We start from the raw sequence: 17716 nt of genomic DNA, 5'->3' as shown, positions 1-17716 counted from the left end.
TCTCAGCCATCACGGCCCCCTCATCCGGCGCTGCGCGCCACCAGCCGTTCGGGCACAGCCCTCTCGGCCTTCTCTCCTCAAATCGCTCCACAGGAGCGATTTGCCCTTCGGGACGGTTCGAAGTCCCACAAGGGGAGAAGGGGGGGTGAGAGGCGATGAAATTCTCCCGCCTCAAGCTACACGGCTTCAAATCCTTTTCCGATGAAACCGTGCTCCATATGGAGCCGGGGCTGACCGGTATTGTCGGGCCGAATGGCTGCGGCAAGTCGAACCTGGTCGAGGCGATGCGCTGGGTGATGGGCGAAAGCTCATACAAGGCGATGCGCGCCTCGGGCATGGATGACGTGATTTTTTCGGGCTCTGGCGGGCGCCCAGCGCGCAACTCCGCCGAAGTCACGCTGGTGCTGGACAATTCGGACCGCACCGCGCCGGCCGCGCTCAACAATGCCGACATCCTTGAAATCACCCGCCGCATCGAGCGCGAAAGTGGCTCGGTCTATCGCGTCAACGGCAAGGAAGTACGCGCCCGCGACGTGCAATTGCTGTTCGCTGATGCCTCGACCGGCGCGCATTCGCCGGCCATGGTGCGGCAGGGGCAGATCGGCGAATTGATCGCCGCCAAGCCGACGCAGCGACGGGCCTTGCTCGAAGAAGCCGCCGGGATTTCCGGGCTGCATTCGCGCCGGCACGAGGCCGAATTGCGGTTGCGGGCGGCCGAAAGCAATCTGGAACGCGTCGATGATATTATCGGCCAGGTCGACACGCAGCTCGAAACGCTGAAGCGGCAGGCCCGGCTGGCGATGCGCTATCGGGCGATTTCCGGCGATATCCGCCGCGCCGAGGCGACGCTGTTCCACATTCGCTGGGTGGCAGCGCGCTTTGCAGAAAAAGAGGCCGAGGCGCAACAGGCGGTTCTGATCCGTGGCTTGGCCGATGCCAACCATGAGCAATTGCAGGCGCAGCGCGCGCTGGAAACGGCGGACGCGGCGCTGCAGCCATTGCGCGACCGCGAGGCGGTGACCGGGGCGGTGCTGCAGCGCTACACGATCCTGTCCGAGCAATTGGCGGAAGAGGCCCGGCGCAATAGCCAGCGGCGCGTCGAGCTGGAAGACCGCATCAGGCAATTGGCCGCCGACGGGACGCGTGAGCGCGATCTGGTGGCCGAAAGCGAAACGACGCTGGCGGTCTATGGCGAGGAGCAGGCGCAGCTACAGGACGAGGGCGAGGCGGCGCAGGCGGAATTTGACGACGCGCGGATTGCCGCCGACGCGGCGCGAGCACTGGTGTTTACCGCCGAGGCCGAAGCACGCGCGGCGGCCGATGCACTGGCGCAGGTTCGCGCTCGACGGGTACAGGCGCAACGCAGCGCGGAGGATGCGGCGACACGCATAGCGCGGTTGAGCCAGCAGGTGGCCGAAGTCGAGCGCGAAGCGGCGACGATTACGGCGAGCCTCGATGCCGATGAGACACTGACGCGCAAGCGCGCGGCTCTGGCCAAAGCGCAGGCGGACACGGCCGAGGCGGAAGAAGGCGCAGTGGCGGCGGAGGAAGTGTCCGTTGCAGCGCAAGCCAGGCTCGACGCGGCGCGGCCGAAATTGCAGGAGATCGAAGCCGCGTTGAACCGGCTGGAGGCCGAGGCAACTACGCTTGGCAAGATGCTCAATGTCGGGGCTTCGCTCTGGCCGGCGATTGTCGATCAACTCAAGGTGGCGCCGGGATACGAAACCGCGTTGGGCGCGGCGCTGGGGGACGACCTCGAGGCCTCGTCTGACGCTGGAGCGCCGATGCATTGGGCGGCGGCTATCGACGGATATGATGATGCCGCCCTGCCCCAGGCCGCCGAGCCGCTGTCGCGCTATGTCTCAGGCAATCCATTATTGAAGCGGCGGCTGGACCAGATCGGCTTGGTTAGCGATGCGGATGGTCCGGCATTGATGCATGCGTTGAAACCGGGGCAGCGGCTGGTGACGCTTGAGGGCGCGCTGTGGCGCTGGGACGGATTTGTGGCCGCCGCCGACGCACCGAGCGCCGCCGCACAGCGGCTGGCACAGCGCAATCGGCTGGCAGAACTGGACGAGGAAGTCACGCGGGCCCGGGCCGAGCGCAACGGCTGGAAGCGCGATATCGACGCCCTGACCACGGCATTGGCCGAGGCACGGCAGTCCGAAAAGCAGCAGCGCGATGGCTGGCGCGCAGCCCAGCACGCCATCGGCGCGGCGCAGATCGAAGTCGACAAGGCCCAGCGCGCCATCGGCGATTTGACCACGCGGCAGAGTGCGCTGGAAGAAGCGCGCGTGCGACTGGCCTCCAGCCTGAGTGAAGCCGAGGCGATCCGCGACGATGCCGAACAGGCGCTTGAAGAGGCCGGCGACGAGGACGATGCCGGCGAGCTCGCCGAAGCAAGGCAAGCGAGCCTAGTGCAGTTGCGCGAGCGGGCCGATCAGGCGCGGCTGAAACTGGGCTCGTTCGAGACTGCGGCGCGGATGCGCGATAGTCGGTTGGCGCAATTGGAAAGAGATAGCAGCAGTTGGCAACGCCGCCGTGAGGGCGCGATGGCGCAATTGGCAACACTCGATAGCCGCACCGCCGAAGTCACCAGCCAGCTCGCTAATGTCAATGAAACACCGGATGGCTTTGCCGCCCGCCGCGCGGCGCTGGACGAGCAGATCGAGCGCGCCAAGGTTGAGCACAAGGCTTCAAGCGACAGTTTGAGCGTGGCGCAGACGACTTATCGCGAGGCCGACAAGGCTTTGCGGCTGGCGAGCGAAGCGCTGGCGGCGGCGCGAATCGAGCTGACGCGCATCGAGGAGCGGCTCAAGGGCTTCATCGTCCAGCGCCAGCAGATCGAGCGCCAGATCGAGGAGACGCTGAATATCGAAGCCAGCCGGACGCTCGAGGCCTCGGGCATCAAGCCGGAAGAAGCCCTGCCCAATGAGCATGCCATCGAACAGAAGGTGGACCGGCTCAAGGCTGAGCGCGAGCGGCTGGGCGGGGTGAACCTGTCGGCGGAAAAGGAAGCTGTCGAGGTGCAGGAAAAGCTCGACCTGATGGTCAAGGACCGGGACGACCTGATCGAGGCCATCGCCAAGTTGCGCCAGGGCATTGCATCGCTCAATCGCGAGGGCCGCATTCGGCTCAACGAGGCCTTTGCCAAGGTCAATGCGCATTTCCAGGAGCTGTTCACCACGCTGTTCGGCGGCGGCACGGCGGAATTGCAGTTCGTGGAAAGCGACGATCCGTTGGAAGCGGGCCTCGAAATCATCGCCCGCCCGCCCGGCAAGAAGCCGCAGACCATGACGCTGCTTTCGGGTGGCGAGCAGGCGCTGACCGCCATGAGCCTGATCTTTGCGGTGTTCCTGACCAATCCCGCGCCGATCTGCGTGCTCGACGAGGTCGACGCCCCGCTGGATGACGCCAATGTGGAGCGATTCTGTAACCTGCTGGATTCGATGCGCCAGCGGACGCAGACGCGGTTCATGGTGATCACGCATAATCCGATCACGATGAGCCGGGTGGATCGCCTGTTCGGCGTGACGATGGCTGAGCGTGGGGTCAGCCAACTGGTTTCGGTGGATTTGACCACGGCCGAGAGCTTCCGCGAGGCGGTTTAGCCAGAGAATCCTCTGCGCCCTGCCCAGACTTCGCCACGATTAGCTGTGGACAGCATGCCGCACCCTGCTGCCAAGCCAAAAATACCATACACATCAGTATGTTAAGCCGATCAGCCTCGTCTTGACACTCCAACTGCCCTTCCCTATGTTGCGCGCGACTAATAAAGGCGCCCCGGAACACACGGGAGTGGCCGGCCAAGGGGAGCGAGCGGATGCCAAAACCGCAAGATACCGACGGTCAGCCCGATAGTGCCAAAGGGGTGACGCGCGATCTTGCATCGCGTATTGCCTCAGCCCAGAGGGAACGCAATGTCGAGGCCAACAGAGCCTCGAACATGTCTCCCAGCGACATGAGCGGTATGGCGCGCGGCATGCGCATCGGCACCGAGTTCATCGCCGCTATTCTGGTGGGAGCGGGCCTGGGTTATCTGGTCGATCTCGGCTTGGGAACCCGGCCGTGGGGCTTGCTCATCCTCCTACTGGTGGGCTTCGCCGCAGGCATTCTCAATGTCATCCGCGTGGTGACACAAATGAACAAGGCGGCGCCGCCGCCACCGGGTTCGGACCTAGGTTCGAGCACGGATGATGAAGACGATAACTAGACCGGGGTTTGGGCGTGGCCGATCCGAATAAAGTCGATCCGATCCATCAGTTTGGACTGACCAATATCTTCTCGCTCGGCGGCGAAGGCGGCTTCGCTTTCACCAATTCGGCCCTGTTCATGGTGCTGACGGTCGGCCTGATCGTCATCTTCCTGCTCGGCTCGACCGCCGGCCGCCGTCTGGTGCCCGGCCGGGCACAGGTAGTGTCCGAACTACTCTATGATTTCGTGGCCAATATGGTCAAAGGGGCCGCCGGCTCCGAGGGGATGAAGTTCTTCCCCTTCGTGTTCTCGCTCTTCATGTTCGTGCTGATGGCCAACATGTTCGGCATGATCCCGTTCTTCTTCACCACCACTTCGCACATCATCGTGCCGGCCGCCCTGGCCATCCTGGTGTTCGTCGTGGTGATCGGCTACGGCCTCTATCGCAACGGCTTCAAGTTCTTCAAGCTGTTCGTGCCGGCTGGCGTTCCCGGCTATGTCCTGCCCATCGTGGTGCCGATCGAGGTTGTCTCGTTCCTGTCGCGCCCGATTTCGCTCTCCGTGCGTCTGTTCGCCAATATCCTGGCGGGCCACATCACGCTCAAGGTGTTCGCGGGCTTCATCTATTCGCTCGGCTCGCTGGGCGTTCTCGGGTTCCTCGGCGCATCGCTGCCGTTGATCATGACGGTCGCCATCACGGCGCTCGAATTCCTCGTGGCAGCCTTGCAGGCCTATGTGTTTGCGGTGCTGACCTCGATGTACATCAATGATGCGATCCATCCGTCGCATTAATCTGACTGCCTAGCTATTCGTGCGGCCACGGTGGCCGGACGGCAGAAACCCAAATCTTCGGTCTCCAAGGAGTATTCAAATGGATCCAATTGCCGCCAAGTACATCGGTGCCGGTATTGCAGCTATCGGCATGGCCGGTGCGGCTATCGGCGTGGGCAACATCTTCGGCAGCTTCCTGTCGGGCGCCCTGCGTAATCCTTCTGCCGCCGGCAGCCAGTTCGGTAACCTGATTTTCGGTTTCGCCGTGACCGAAGCTCTGGGCATTTTCTCGTTCCTGATCGCCCTGCTCCTGCTGTTCGCAGTGTGATATCAGCGTTCGTTCATTAGGAGCGGCGGCCGGGGGGAAATTTCTCCGGGCTGCCGCTTTTTTCGAAGGCTTTCGAGCCGGCTCACCAATGGGTAGACCAATATGGCAACCGAAACTCCAGTGATGCTCGTCGCCCAGGCGGCTGTCGATGCATCTGCCGAGGGTGGTGCTGTCCACGCGACCACAGAGGCGCATGGCGGTGAACATTCCGAAGTATTTCCGCCGTTCGATCCTTCGAGCTTTGGCACCCAGCTGATCTGGCTGGCGATCACCTTCGCAATTTTGTATTTCGCGATGAGCAAGCTGGCTCTGCCGCGCATCGGCTCCATCCTCGAAGACCGCAAGAGCCGGATCGATGGCGATCTGAGCGCAGCCGACGGGGCCCGCCAGAAGACCGACGCGGCGATTGCAGCCTATGAGGCCGCCCACGCCGCGGCTCGCGCCAAGTCGCACTCCATTGCCGAAGAAACCCGCAACGCCATCAAGGCCGATATCGACGGCAAGCGCAAAGCGGTCGAGGCCGACCTCTCCAAGAAGGTCGCCGATGCCGAAGCCAGCATCCAGGCGACCAAGACCGAGGCCCTTGGCCATGTGTCCGAAATCGCCGCCGATACCGTGCAGGCGCTGGTCACTCAGCTCACCGGTTCGGCTTCGGCCGATGAGGCGCGCAACGCTGTCGCCACCGCGGCCAAGGAGTAGCTCGGATGGACTTCTCGACAATCGACGCAACCAGCTGGGCAACCATCTGGGCCACCATCTCGCTGGTGATCTTCATCGGCATCATGATCTATTTCGGCCTGCCGAAGATGATCACCAAGATGCTCGACGCTCGCATCGCTCAGATCGAAACCGACCTGGCCGAAGCTAAGCGCCTCCGCGAGGAAGCCGAAGCCCTGCTGGTCGACTATGAAAACAAGCGCGTCGCTGCCGAAGGCGAAGCCGCCGGCATCGTGACTGCCGCCCAGGAAGAGGCCAAGCGCCTTGCCGAAGAAGCCAATGTGGCGTTGACCGACCTGATCGCCCGCCGCACCAAGTCAGTGCAGGACAAGATCGCCCAGGCTGAAGCCCAGGCACTCGGCGAAGTGCGCGCCCGCGCCGCCGACCTGACCGTGGAAGCCGCTCGCATCGTGCTCAGCCAGCAAATGGCCAGCAAGGGCGACGATCTGGTCAGCAAGGCCATCAAGGATGTTGGTACGCAGCTGAACTAAGGTTTGGCGACAAGCGTGAGAATTAGGGGCGGGCCACAAGGTCCGCCTTTTTGTTTGGGCGGGCACATTGTGCCACGTCCTCGTGGTTCGAGGCTCGCGAAGGGCTCGCACCTCACCATGAGGACGACTGCTGGAATTGCGAGGTTCTAGTAGTCCTCATGGTGAGGTGCGAGTTCTTACGAGCCTCGAACCACGAGGGCGTGGCACAATTCCCTGTGCCCTGCCCCGCAGCGCGATTGACGCCCTGAGGAATCTCCCCCATGGTGCCGATGACTGCGGGAGAGCTGGTTCAGTCCAGCGCCGAAGGAGCAACCGCCCCGGAAACTCTCAGGCAAATGGACCGCAGTTCGACGAAAACTCTGGAAAGCAGGCGCACACGCCTCACCGAAGGAGCAACCGGCCCATAGGCGGCCGGGAAATCTCTCAGGTTCAGCGGACAGAGGGGGCACCACGGCGTTCGGGAACGAATGTCCGCAGTGTCCATTTGCCGGGAGCGCCGCTTGTCCGAACCAGTCGAAGACCTCAAAACCACCCCGCTTTATGCCAAGCACGTCGCCGCCGGTGGCCGCATGGTGCCGTTTGGCGGCTATAACCTGCCGGTGCAGTACCCCACGGGCATCATGGGCGAGCATAAATGGACCCGCGAGCATGCGGGCCTGTTCGACGTCAGCCACATGGGGCCGAGCTTCCTGACGCTGAACAATCCAAGCGGCGACGCCGATGCCGATCATGCTGCAGTCGCGGCGCTGGTGGAGCCGCTGGTCTGCGGCGACATCAAGGGGCTGAAGCCCGGTCAGGTACGCTACACCCTGTTGCTGAACGAGACCGGCGGCGCAATCGACGACCTGATGGTGGCTCGCTCGCCGCTGTTCCCCGGTTCGCTCTATATCGTGGTCAATGCCGGCACCAAGGACAATGACTTCGACATCATCGCCAAGGCTGCCGGCGACAAAGCCAAGCTGACTCGCGCCGATGACGGCGCCCTTCTGGCCCTGCAGGGACCCGAGGCAGTTGCCGTTCTGGACACCATTGTTCCCGGTGTTGCCGAGCTGGGCTTCATGACCTATGCGCCGTTCGAGTGGAACGGCACCAAGCTGATCATCGCCCGCTCGGGCTATACCGGCGAGGACGGCTGCGAAATCCTCTGCGAGGCCAGCATGGCCGAAGCGATGTGGGATGCCCTGCTAGCCGACGAACGTGTCAAGCCGATCGGGCTCGGCGCGCGCGACAGCCTGCGTCTTGAAGCCGGGCTACCGCTTTATGGGCATGACCTGGACGAAACGGTCTCTCCAACTGAAGCGGGACTCAATTTCGCCGTCGCCAAGCGCCGCCGCGAGAGCGCCGACTTTCCGGGCGCCGCGCGCATCCTGAAAGAGTTCGGCGGAGAGCTGTCTCGCGTCCGCGTCGGCCTGTTCGTCGAAGGCGCGCCAGCGCGTGAGGGCACCGAAATTCTCGATGCCTCGGGCATGGTCGTGGGCAAGGTCACCAGCGGCGGCTTTGCCCCTAGCCTAGCCCGGGCAATTGCCTTGGGGTTTGTGCCGCCAGCGCATGCCGCGCCGGGCACGCAATTGCAGGTCAGCGTTCGCGGCCGCATGCAACCGGCACAGGTGACTGCCACGCCCTTCGTACCACACCGCTATTTCCGCAAAGCCAAATCCTAGTTGAGGGATCGATCATGACCACCAAATTCACCCCGGACCACGAGTATATTCGCGTCGAGGGCTCAACCGGCATTGTGGGCATCACGCCCTACGCCCAGAACGCCCTGGGCGACATCGTCTTTGTCGAACTGCCCAGCGTCGGCAAGGTGCTGAAAAAGGGCGATGAGGCCGCGGTGGTCGAGTCGGTCAAAGCCGCCTCGGAAATCTACGCGCCAGTGTCGGGCACGGTGACCGAAGTGAACGCCGAACTGTCCGGCAATCCCGGCCTCATCAATTCTGATCCGGAAGCCAGCGGCTGGATTTACAAGATCGCCATCAGCCAAGCGGGCGAGCTGGATGGCCTGCTCGATGACGCGGCCTATGCCGATTTGACGAAGTAAGAAGCAAGAGATCCCATGCGTTACCTCCCCCATTCCGATGCCGAACGCGCCGAGATGCTTGGCGTGATCGGCGCGAGCTCGATCGAGGCGCTGTTCAGCGCCGTGCCGGCCAAGGCACTGAAAACGTTCGACCTGAACCTGCCCCAGCACAGCCCAGAATACCTCGTCGAGGCGCATATGAAGGCGCTGGCCGGCAAGAACCGGGCGGGCAGCGATGGCCCATTTTTCGTTGGTGCCGGCGCTTATCGCCACCATGTGCCGGCGACGGTCGATCATCTGATCCAGCGCTCGGAATGGCTGACGGCCTATACGCCGTACCAGCCGGAAATCTCGCAGGGCACGCTGCAGATGCTGTTCGAATTCCAGACCCAGGTGGCCAAGATTACCAGCATGGATGTGGCAAATGCCAGCCTCTATGACGGTTCGACCGGCACGGCCGAGGCTGTGCTGATGGCGCGGCGGTTGACGCGGCGCAACAAGATCGTGCTGTCGGGTGGGCTGCATCCGCATTATCGCGATGTGGTGCGCTCCTATCTCAAGGACGACGCTGATCTGGAATGCCTGTCGGCGTCGCCGGAAGGCCAAGGCGATATTCTCGATCATATCGACGAGACGACTGCCGCCATCGTCATCCAGACGCCGGACTTTTACGGCCATCTGCGCAATCTCAAGACCGCCGCCGACGCCGCCCATGCCAAGGGCGCGTTGCTGATCGTAGTCGTCACCGAGATCGTCTCGCTGGGCCTGCTGGAATCTCCGGGTGCCTATGGCGCCGATATCGTTGTGGCCGAGGGCCAGTCGATCGGCAATGCGTTGAACTTCGGTGGCCCGTATCTGGGGCTGATGGCGACGCGCAAGGAATTCATCCGGCAGATGCCGGGGCGGCTGTGCGGCGAAACCGTGGATGCCGACGGGCAGCGCGGCTTTGTTTTGACGCTGTCGACCCGCGAGCAGCACATCCGCCGCGAGAAGGCGACCAGCAATATCTGCACCAATTCCGGGCTGTGCGCGCTGGCGTTCTCGATCCATATGGGGCTGCTGGGCGAGGCCGGCTTTACCAAGCTGGCGCGGCTCAACCATGCGCGGGCTTGTGCGCTGGCTGACGCTCTGGCCGGTATTCCGGGCGTAGAACTGCTCAACAAGACGTTCTTCAACGAAATGACCATTCGCGTGGCTGTTCCGGCAGCGCCATTGGTCGAGGCCTTGGCCGCACGGGGCATCTTGGCTGGCGTGCCAGTCAGCCGGCTGGAGCCGGAAAATCCCAATGTTGCCAACCTGTTGGTACTGGCGGCGACGGAGCTGACGACCGACGAGGATATCGCGGCCCTGGTGGCGGCGCTGACGGAGGAATTGGCATGAGCATGAATACGCAAGGCCGTCCGACCGGCACCGGCACTTCTGGCTTCGCCTCCACCTCGGGCTCCTCGATGCTGCCGAACGAGCCGCTGCTGTTCGAGATTGGCGATACCGAGCATTCGGGCGTTGATCTGCCGGATGCGGAGATTTCAACCAGTCGCCTCGGCGGCTTCGAGCGCAAGTCGGCGCTGGATCTGGCCGGGCTGACCGAGCCGGAGGCGATGCGGCATTATGTGCGGCTGAGCCGGCTGAACCACTCAATCGACAGCGGCATGTATCCGCTGGGATCGTGCACGATGAAGCACAATCCGCGGCTGAACGAGAAGATCGCCCGCCTGCCGGGCTTCGCCGATATCCATCCGCTGCAGCCGGTTTCGACCGTGCAGGGCGCGCTGGAGCTGATGAACCAGCTCGCTAACTGGTTGATGACGCTGACGAATACGGCGGCCGTGGCGTTGACGCCCAAGGCCGGCGCGCATGGCGAACTGCTCGGCATGATGGCGATCAAGGCGGCGCAGGATGCGGCGGGGCAGAGCCATCGCCGTATCGTGCTGGTGCCCGAGAGTGCGCACGGCACCAATCCGGCCACGGCGGCATTCCTGGGCTACACCGTCAAGCCGATCCCGGCGCGCGACGATGGCACGGTGGACGTGCAGGCGGTCAAGGATGCGCTGTCGCCCGACGTGGCGGCGATTATGCTGACCAACCCCAATACCTGCGGCCTGTTCGAGCCGCAAGTCATTGAAATCGCTCAGGCTGTGCATGATGCCGGGGCGTTCTTCTACTGCGATGGCGCCAACTTCAACGCTATCATGGGCGTGGTGCGGCCGGGTGATCTGGGCATCGATGCGATGCATATCAACCTGCACAAAACCTTCTCGACGCCGCATGGCGGCGGGGGTCCGGGTGCGGGGCCTGTGGTGCTGTCGGCGGCGCTGGCGCCGTTCGCTCCGGTGCCGTTCGTGCGCCAGCATGCTGGAGTTCTTGAACTGGTCGAGCATGCCGAGGGTGACTCTTTGGGGCGCATCACCGCGTTCCAGGGCCAGATGGGCATGTATGTCCGGGCGCTGACCTATATGTTGTCGCACGGTGGCGACGGGCTGGCGCAGGCGGCGCAGGATGCGGTGCTCAATGCCAACTACATCAAGGCGCGGCTCGCCCATGCCTTCTCGGTGCCGTTCGGCGACTATCCGACCATGCATGAGGCACTGTTTGACGATACGTTCCTGGCCGGCACTGGCGTCACCACGCTGGACTTTTCCAAGGCGCTGATCGACGAGGGTTTCCATCCGATGACGATGTACTTCCCGCTGGTGGTGCATGGGGCGATGCTGATCGAGCCGACTGAAAGCGAAAGCAAGCAGACGCTGGACCGGTTCTGTGAGGTGATGGAAGAACTGGCCGCCGACGCCAAGGCGGGGAATACGGAACGGTTCACCGCCGCGCCGATGAAGGCGCCACGGCGCCGGTTGGACGAGACGCGGGCGGCGCGCTCGCCAATCCTGCGCTGGGAACGGCCGGAAGAGCTGCCGCAAGCGGCGGAGTAACTTCGCCGGTTGTCAGCGAGCGTTCCCCAACCACGATGCTGCCCGCGGACTTGATCCGCGGGTCGCTATCCTCGCACACCGAAGGTTTGTGGGTGGGGTTAGAGGCCCACGGGTCAAACCCGTGGGAAGAACGGGGGGTGGGATGCGATGGTGCCCCCAACGTGGCGGGTGGGATGTGCCCTACTGGACCATCACAGAGGCCAGCCGCTTACTTGCCGGTATCAAACCCGACCCAGATGGTGATGTCCTCGCCGCCCAGATAGGGGATGGCGACGTTCTGAACAACCTTGATGAAGTCGCCCGATTGCGCCGGCGGGGTGATGGCGACCGGGATCTGATATTTTTCCGAGAACACGGCCTGCTTGTCGCGCTCGACGGCGAAACGGATCGGCACGGTGACCGAGGTCTGGGTGCCGACGGGGCCAAGCAGGACGCGGCCCTCGACGCCCATCTGCACGGTGATCAGGCCATTGGAGACCACGCAATTGCGGGTGCTCTTATCGATGACGCCCTGATATTGCAGCGTGCGCGGATCGCCGACCTTGCCATTGCCATAATAGAACATCGCTTCGGTACCGGTGCGTACCTTGATGGGCGGACAGGCGGTGGCGATTGCCGGAAGTGCGCTGGTCTGGGCCTGGGCCATCGCGGTAGCGCTGGGGCTGGAATTGGCCAGGTTGGCGTCAGCTGCGGGTGAGCCGCCGCCAAACATGCCGCCCATGCTGCAACCGGCTAGCGCTGCCGCGACGAGCCCGGTGGCGCCAAGGGCAAGACCACGTCGCGCAGCCAGGGTCAGGGTGGACTTGAACATGAAATCGTCTCCTAACGCAGATACTAGCTGTTGGCGGTTTCGAGCGCCATCAGGATGGCCGGTGCGCCACTGGCCGACACGCCGGGCGCGTCTTCGACGAACACGTTATCGACGATGCCGTCGCGAATGATCATGGCGGCGCGGGCATAGCGCGTGCCCATGCCGCTGCCGCTGAAATCCTTGGCCAGGCCCAAGGCCTTGGCGAGTTCGGCATTGCCGTCGGCGATGAAATCGATCTTGCCGAGGGCGCCCGTGGCCTCTGCCCAGGCCTTCATGACGTGATGGTCATTGGTCGCCGCGCAGACGATGCGGGTAATCCCGGCAGCGCGCAGCTTGGCATGGTTGGCGATGAAGCCCGGCAGGTGATTGACGTGGCAAGTGGGGGTGAAGGCGCCGGGAACCGAGAACAACACCACCAAGCCGGTGCCGAGGACGGTGTCGCTGGTGGTATCGGCAATGCCATTGGCATCGACAAGCTTGACCCGCACCGACGGGACCGGATTACCGCGCTCGATCATATAGGAATATGCCCCTTCATTACCGGCGGCTTTGCCCGCTGCCGGCGACGCTTGAATTGTTGGGAACCCGGATATGCGGCTTTGCCCCCGCATGCAAGGCATTGCGCCCTGCTCCCGATCGCCCTCGTGACCTTATTCGGCCGTTTGAACCGGCCGGGTGATTTCATATGCTCCCATATCAGTAGTGAATGTGAGCTGAACGGGGCGGTTTTCCAAGTTAATTTCATGGGTTTTGCCCAAAACCGGGATCAGAACTAGATCGGGTTCGGGACTTTTTTGCGGCGCGCCAAAGAAGGGCGCGCCATCCGCGGTGGCGACGATCAGGGAATCCGGATCGACGGCGGGATTGGTGACGTGCACCAGGAGCATCTGATCGGCGGCACGGTATTGCACATCGCCAATGGGCTGGGCTGCGTCTGCCCAGGCGATCGGCGCCATGGCCACGGCCTGGCGGATGCGCAGGCCATTGGGCATGTCCTTGGCGCCATCCACCGGCAGGCTGAACTTTGCCTGGGCGGGCACGCAGATATCGGAACAGACGCCCATCACCACGGCGACCTCGATCTGCGCGGTGGCGGCATCGAGGGTCAGCTGGACGGGCAGTAGCGTGGGGCCGCGATAGACGTAATCGAGATAGCGCTCAGACTGGTCGCGTTCGGGATAGGGCCACGAAATCGCGTCGCCGGTAACGCCCTGCGACCCGGCGAAATCGAGTTGCGTGGGCAGGCCGGTCTCGCCCGGGATACGCCAATAGGTTTTGGTGTTCTGGGGCATGTTCAATTCCACGCCGACCCAAGTGGTGCCATCGGGCTTGACGGTGCCGGCGCTGACGAGGCGCATGGTGACCCCCGGCGCCACCGTTTGCCACGGTGTTTCGGCTGCCGCGAGCGGCGTGGCGATCAGGCTGAGCAGCAAAATAGCTTTAGGGTAAATGCGCATGGGCACTCGTGTAACCCAGGATATCGGCGCCGCCTAGCGCCCGATGTTCATGGCTTCGTGAAGCCGGCAGGGGTGCATGGGCGCGCACTCGCTTGGCAGGGCGGGCCGTAGGCTTTAGAATGACGCCATGAACTCACTCGAAGGACAATTCCTGGTGGCCATGCCCGACATGGCAGATGAGCGCTTCGCCGAGAGCGTGATCTTTCTCGTCGGTCACAGCGATGATGGCGCCATGGGCCTCGTGGTCAACCATGAACTGGACATGCGCTTCGCCGATATTCTGGACGAGCTGGACCTGGGCGATCCGGACATGATCATCCGACTGCCCGACGCGATCCGCGAGCGCGCGGTGATGCGCGGCGGCCCGGTGGAAAAGGGGCGCGGCTTCGTGCTGCATTCGCCCGATTTCAACAGCGGCAACACCTATGAGGTGGCCAACAATATCTGCCTGACGGCGACGCTGGAAGTTCTCAAGGCGATGGCGTTCGGGCCGGCACCCAAAGCGGCCTTGTTCGCGCTGGGCTGCTGCGGCTGGGCGCCAGGGCAACTCGAGGGCGAGATCGCGCAAAATGGCTGGCTGACTGTGCCGTTCTCGCGCGAACTGTTGTTCGAGACGCCGGTGGAACGGCGCTACGACGCCGCGCTGGGGATGTTGAATATTACGCGGGCGACGTTGAGCCCGGATGCTGGGCACGCCTAAGGACTTGCCCCAAGCGCGCGTCTAGTTGACCGATTTCACCCACCCACTGCCTTCCCGCGGACTTGATCCGCGGGCCCACGCCCATGCGTGCCGGACTGTTAGTGGCCCGGGGGTCAAGCCCGCGGGAAGGACGGCGGGTGGGGCTAGTTGGTAGCGCCGCAACACTGCAGAAATTCTGAGTGTCGATTGAGCCTGGTGAGCCGCGTCGTTCGGCCCATCGGCACGGCTTGTCTAGCTGGCCGTTTCACGAGCCGGCAGGCGCGCGACCTGGGCGGCTAGTTGTTTGCCGAATTCGGGGGCGGTCATGGCGGCGCCGAAGGCGAAGCCCTGGCCGAAGCGGCAATTGAACTGGCGCAGGCGCTCGACTTCCTCGGGCGTTTCGACGCCCTCAGCGATCACCGCGAGATCGAGATCGTTGGCGAGGGCTACGATGGCCCTGATGATCGGACCTTGGGTGTGGCCGATGCCATTGGTATCGCCCATCTTCACGAAATCGGCTGGAATCTTGATGGTGTCGAAGGGGAAGCGGTGCAGGTAGCTCAGCGACGAATGGCCAGTACCGAAATCGTCCAGCGCCAGGCCGAGGCCCATGCCGCGCAGCGCTTCGAGCATGTAGGCGGAATGCTCGGGATTGGTCATCACCTGGGACTCGGTGAGTTCAAGCTTGAGGTGATTGGCAATCCCCGGATTTTGGGCAATCACGGCGCGAATATCGTTGAGCAGGCTCGGCGCGGCGAGCTGACCGGGGGACAGATTGACCGAGACGAAGAATTCTTCCGGCAGGCCCGGAATCGAGGTCATCCAGTCGCGCGTCTGGTAGGCGGCCTGCTCGAAGGCGATGCGGCCCAGGCGTTCGATCTGGCCGGAGCGTTCGGCCAGGGTGATGAATTCGGAGGGCGCGACGATGCCCCGAGTGGGGTGCAGCCAGCGCATCAGGGCTTCGGCCCCGGCTATGCGCCCCGAGACGATATCCATGATCGGCTGGAACTGGACCTGCAATTCGCCCTGCTTCATGCCGCGTTCGAGGTCTTCTTCGCTGGCGCGGTTATAGGCGGAAATCGAGCGGGCCGAGGCGCGATAGGCCTCGATGCGGTCGCCGCCGAGGCGCTTGGCATAATACATGGCCAGTTCGGCATCGCGCAGCACGTCGGCGGCGCTCGCGGGATTGCTGTCATAGATGGTGACGCCGATGGAGGCTGAGAGGGTGAGATCGCGGTCGCCGAAATTGAACGGGGCCTTGAGGGCCTTGCGGATTTGCTCGGCGGTTTCGGCGATTTTGCCGGCGGCTTGTTCGGAGGCGAGGATGACGGCGAACTGGTCGCCGGACACACGCGCCACAGTATCAAGCGGGCGCATGATGCGCGCAATGCGGCGCGATACGGCCAGCAGCACCGAATCGGCGGCGGAATGGCCGATGCGCTCCTCAAGGTCCATGAAGCGGTCGATATCGATGAGGAACACGGCCGGCTTGGTGCCGCCGGGGGTGCGGGCGCGTACGAGGGCGCGCTCCAGCCGGTCGAGCAGCAACTGCTTGTTGGGCAGGCCCGTGAGGCTGTCATGCACGGCGTCGTGCAGCAGGCGCTCGCGCGAGGCGCGGTCCTCGGTGACGTCCTGCAGGGTGCCGACAATGCGGTTGACCTGGCCGTCGCCGCCCAGCACGGGTTTTACCCGCATGCGGAAGGAGCGGTAGCTGCCGTCGTGGCCGGCGATACGCATATCGGCCGAGACCTTGCCGCGGCGCAGTTCGACCAGGGTATCGAAGGCGGTGCGGAAGCGGTCGCGGTCATCGGGATGGACACGATCGAGCCAGCGTTTGATGGCGCCGCGGAGGGCTCCGCGTTTTTCGCCGAGGCGGGTGGCGAGTTCGTCGGAGACGGAGACGCGGTCGCGCTCGATGTTCCAATCGAAGACGAAATCGCCGGAGCCGGTGAGGGCCAGGGCGCGGCGCTCGACTTCGGAGAGGGTACCGATGGACACCTGCCCTTCCGAGAAGGCGTGTTGCACCGAGGTGAAGCCGAGGAGCATGACCAGAAGCACGAGGCCACCCGCGACGGCGGGCTGGGCGATGTCATTGGAGACCTGGCCGGTGATGACCAGCCAGCCATAGAACAGCCAGGCGATGAGGATGATCCAGGTGGGGACCAGCAGCACGGCGCGGTCGTAGCCGCGCAGCGCCAGCAGCAGGATCAGGAAGAAGCCGGAGACGCCGAGCAGCGCCAGAACCAGCCGGGCGATGGTGGCGGCGATGGCGGGCTGGAAGAAGGCGAAGGCGAAGAGCGCGAGGAACAGCGCCGCGAGGCCGAGCGCCAGATGGATGAAGCGCAGATGCCATCGGTGGAGGTTGAGGTAGATGAACAGGAATCCGGCCAGAGTCGTGGCTATGCCAGCCTCCGAGGCGGCGCGGAAGGGCTGCATGCCGCCGCTGCTCAGGCCGAGCAAGCGGCCGAGGACGCCGAAATCGATCAGCAGGTAGATCAGCACCGCCCAGGCGAAGGCTGCGGTCGCGGGGAAGACGCCGCGGCCCTTGACCACGAACATGATGGTGAGGAACACCGCGGCCAGCGAGGCGACGCCGAGCACCACGCCGCGGAACAGGGTGAACGAGTTCACATAGTCGCGGTAGGCATTGGGCTGCCACAGATAGAGTTCGGGCAATTGGCCGGAGGTGAGTTCGGCCACGAACGTGACGGTGGCGCCGGGATCGAGGGTGACCTCGAAGACGTCGGCTTCGGGATCGGCCAGCCGGACCGGGCGAATGCCGGCGCTAGGAGTGAGGGCATTGATGCGGTCATCGCCCAGATCGGGGCTGAAGACGCCGGAGCCGGGCAGTCGGAAGAATGGCGCCACGAGCAGGCGCTCGATCTGCTGGTCACTTTCGTTTTTGAGCGCGAACAGCGCCCAATCGGGATTGCTGCCCTGCTGGGTCGCCAAAACTTCGATGCGGCGGATGATGCCATCTTCGCCGGGAGCGGTCGACAATTGCACCTTGCCCTCGGCGCCCTGCTGGACTTCGACGACATCGGACAGATTGACGGCGTTGACGTCCTCGGGGACGGAAATCACTTCGAAGGCAGCGGCTGGAGCGAGGATTCCGAGCGCGAACGCAAGACACATCGCGAGTGCAAAAAGGTGACGCATCAGAGGCGATTATATCCTGCGCTAGGCTTCATTATGGCAGCGAAACGGCGCTCGACTGTTTCGGCGTCGCGGCCATGACGGTGTCCTCTTGAGGGGAGCGCTCTTTGGTAGCGGGGATTGCCCCATGCGACAAGCGTTGAGCCATGTTGCCGTTTGGCAACAACA

The 17716-nt window shown here is 63.8% G+C and carries 15 protein-coding genes and 2 riboswitches; of the genes, 11 read left to right on the top strand and 4 right to left on the bottom strand.

What is annotated here, in order from left to right:
• Positions 1–155: 155 nt before the first annotated feature.
• The 10 genes from smc (at position 156) to gcvPB (ending at position 11445) form a co-directional block, all read left to right on the top strand.
• The gene (gene smc, locus JWR51_RS09960; RefSeq protein ID WP_299746909.1) at positions 156–3611 is read left to right on the top strand and encodes a chromosome segregation protein SMC; all 3456 of its coding nucleotides are present in this window, start codon (positions 156–158) and stop codon (positions 3609–3611) included.
• A gap of 212 nt (positions 3612–3823) precedes the next feature.
• The gene (locus JWR51_RS09955) at positions 3824–4213 is read left to right on the top strand and encodes an AtpZ/AtpI family protein (RefSeq protein ID WP_299746907.1); all 390 of its coding nucleotides are present in this window, start codon (positions 3824–3826) and stop codon (positions 4211–4213) included.
• A gap of 14 nt (positions 4214–4227) precedes the next feature.
• Positions 4228–4986: a F0F1 ATP synthase subunit A gene (locus JWR51_RS09950; RefSeq protein WP_299746904.1), complete on the top strand. Its 759-nt coding sequence runs from the start codon at positions 4228–4230 to the stop codon at positions 4984–4986.
• 79 nt (positions 4987–5065) lie between these two features.
• Entirely contained in the window at positions 5066–5293 is a 228-nt protein-coding gene (locus JWR51_RS09945) for a F0F1 ATP synthase subunit C (protein ID WP_299729516.1), read from the top strand.
• A gap of 102 nt (positions 5294–5395) precedes the next feature.
• A complete protein-coding gene (locus tag JWR51_RS09940; protein WP_299746902.1) occupies positions 5396–5992 on the top strand; it encodes an ATP F0F1 synthase subunit B in 597 nt (198 codons plus the stop codon).
• Positions 5993–5997: 5 nt separating this feature from the next.
• Complete coding sequence (locus JWR51_RS09935; RefSeq protein WP_299746901.1) at positions 5998–6501, top strand: ATP F0F1 synthase subunit B; 504 nt, start codon at positions 5998–6000, stop codon at positions 6499–6501.
• Between the two features lie 266 nt (positions 6502–6767).
• Positions 6768–6854, top strand: a riboswitch (glycine riboswitch).
• A riboswitch (glycine riboswitch) is annotated at positions 6855–6951 on the top strand. It begins immediately after the preceding riboswitch.
• A 50-nt stretch (positions 6952–7001) separates the two neighbouring features.
• Positions 7002–8162, top strand: coding sequence for a glycine cleavage system aminomethyltransferase GcvT (gcvT, locus tag JWR51_RS09930; protein ID WP_299746898.1), 1161 nt, complete (start codon positions 7002–7004; stop codon positions 8160–8162).
• Positions 8163–8176: 14 nt separating this feature from the next.
• Entirely contained in the window at positions 8177–8542 is a 366-nt protein-coding gene (gene gcvH / locus JWR51_RS09925) for a glycine cleavage system protein GcvH (RefSeq protein WP_299746896.1), read from the top strand.
• A 15-nt stretch (positions 8543–8557) separates the two neighbouring features.
• Positions 8558–9901: an aminomethyl-transferring glycine dehydrogenase subunit GcvPA gene (gcvPA, locus tag JWR51_RS09920; protein WP_299746894.1), complete on the top strand. Its 1344-nt coding sequence runs from the start codon at positions 8558–8560 to the stop codon at positions 9899–9901.
• A complete protein-coding gene (gcvPB, locus tag JWR51_RS09915) occupies positions 9898–11445 on the top strand; it encodes an aminomethyl-transferring glycine dehydrogenase subunit GcvPB (RefSeq protein ID WP_299746891.1) in 1548 nt (515 codons plus the stop codon). Before gcvPA ends, gcvPB begins: the two co-directional genes overlap by 4 nt.
• A 208-nt stretch (positions 11446–11653) precedes the next feature.
• Here gcvPB and JWR51_RS09910 read toward each other — a convergent pair whose 3' ends face one another.
• The 3 genes from JWR51_RS09910 to JWR51_RS09900 form a co-directional block, all read right to left on the bottom strand.
• On the bottom strand, positions 11654–12256 hold the full coding sequence (locus JWR51_RS09910; protein ID WP_299746889.1) for a hypothetical protein: 603 nt from the start codon (positions 12254–12256) through the stop codon (positions 11654–11656).
• A 23-nt stretch (positions 12257–12279) separates the two neighbouring features.
• Positions 12280–12774, bottom strand: a complete 495-nt coding sequence (locus JWR51_RS09905; protein ID WP_299746886.1) for a peroxiredoxin — start codon at positions 12772–12774, stop codon at positions 12280–12282.
• Between the two features lie 132 nt (positions 12775–12906).
• Positions 12907–13713 (bottom strand): protein-disulfide reductase DsbD domain-containing protein, encoded by an 807-nt coding sequence (locus tag JWR51_RS09900; RefSeq protein ID WP_299746884.1) that lies wholly within the window; start codon positions 13711–13713, stop codon positions 12907–12909.
• 127 nt (positions 13714–13840) lie between these two features.
• Between JWR51_RS09900 and JWR51_RS09895 the strand changes: the two genes are divergently transcribed.
• Complete coding sequence (locus JWR51_RS09895) at positions 13841–14413, top strand: YqgE/AlgH family protein (RefSeq protein ID WP_299746883.1); 573 nt, start codon at positions 13841–13843, stop codon at positions 14411–14413.
• A 231-nt stretch (positions 14414–14644) separates the two neighbouring features.
• Here JWR51_RS09895 and JWR51_RS09890 read toward each other — a convergent pair whose 3' ends face one another.
• Positions 14645–17551: an EAL domain-containing protein gene (locus JWR51_RS09890; protein WP_299746881.1), complete on the bottom strand. Its 2907-nt coding sequence runs from the start codon at positions 17549–17551 to the stop codon at positions 14645–14647.
• Between the last annotated feature and the right edge of the window lie 165 nt (positions 17552–17716).

The sequence above is a fragment of the Devosia sp. genome (genome assembly GCF_028290625.1).
In the GTDB taxonomy this organism is placed as follows: Bacteria; Pseudomonadota; Alphaproteobacteria; order Rhizobiales; family Devosiaceae; genus Devosia.
The sequence above is the reverse complement of the archived record's forward strand: the minus strand, read 5'-3'. Positions and strand labels throughout refer to the sequence as shown.

Coding starts and splice junctions, on each gene's coding strand:
- smc (WP_299746909.1), top strand. CDS start 156: ATGAAATTCTCCCGCCTCAAGCTACACGGCTTCAAATCCTTTTCCGAT.
- JWR51_RS09955 (WP_299746907.1), top strand. CDS start 3,824: ATGCCAAAACCGCAAGATACCGACGGTCAGCCCGATAGTGCCAAAGGG.
- JWR51_RS09945 (WP_299729516.1), top strand. CDS start 5,066: ATGGATCCAATTGCCGCCAAGTACATCGGTGCCGGTATTGCAGCTATC.
- JWR51_RS09940 (WP_299746902.1), top strand. CDS start 5,396: ATGGCAACCGAAACTCCAGTGATGCTCGTCGCCCAGGCGGCTGTCGAT.
- JWR51_RS09935 (WP_299746901.1), top strand. CDS start 5,998: ATGGACTTCTCGACAATCGACGCAACCAGCTGGGCAACCATCTGGGCC.
- gcvH (WP_299746896.1), top strand. CDS start 8,177: ATGACCACCAAATTCACCCCGGACCACGAGTATATTCGCGTCGAGGGC.
- gcvPA (WP_299746894.1), top strand. CDS start 8,558: ATGCGTTACCTCCCCCATTCCGATGCCGAACGCGCCGAGATGCTTGGC.
- gcvPB (WP_299746891.1), top strand. CDS start 9,898: ATGAGCATGAATACGCAAGGCCGTCCGACCGGCACCGGCACTTCTGGC.
- JWR51_RS09910 (WP_299746889.1), bottom strand. CDS start 12,256: ATGTTCAAGTCCACCCTGACCCTGGCTGCGCGACGTGGTCTTGCCCTT.
- JWR51_RS09905 (WP_299746886.1), bottom strand. CDS start 12,774: ATGATCGAGCGCGGTAATCCGGTCCCGTCGGTGCGGGTCAAGCTTGTC.
- JWR51_RS09900 (WP_299746884.1), bottom strand. CDS start 13,713: ATGCGCATTTACCCTAAAGCTATTTTGCTGCTCAGCCTGATCGCCACG.
- JWR51_RS09895 (WP_299746883.1), top strand. CDS start 13,841: ATGAACTCACTCGAAGGACAATTCCTGGTGGCCATGCCCGACATGGCA.
- JWR51_RS09890 (WP_299746881.1), bottom strand. CDS start 17,551: ATGCGTCACCTTTTTGCACTCGCGATGTGTCTTGCGTTCGCGCTCGGA.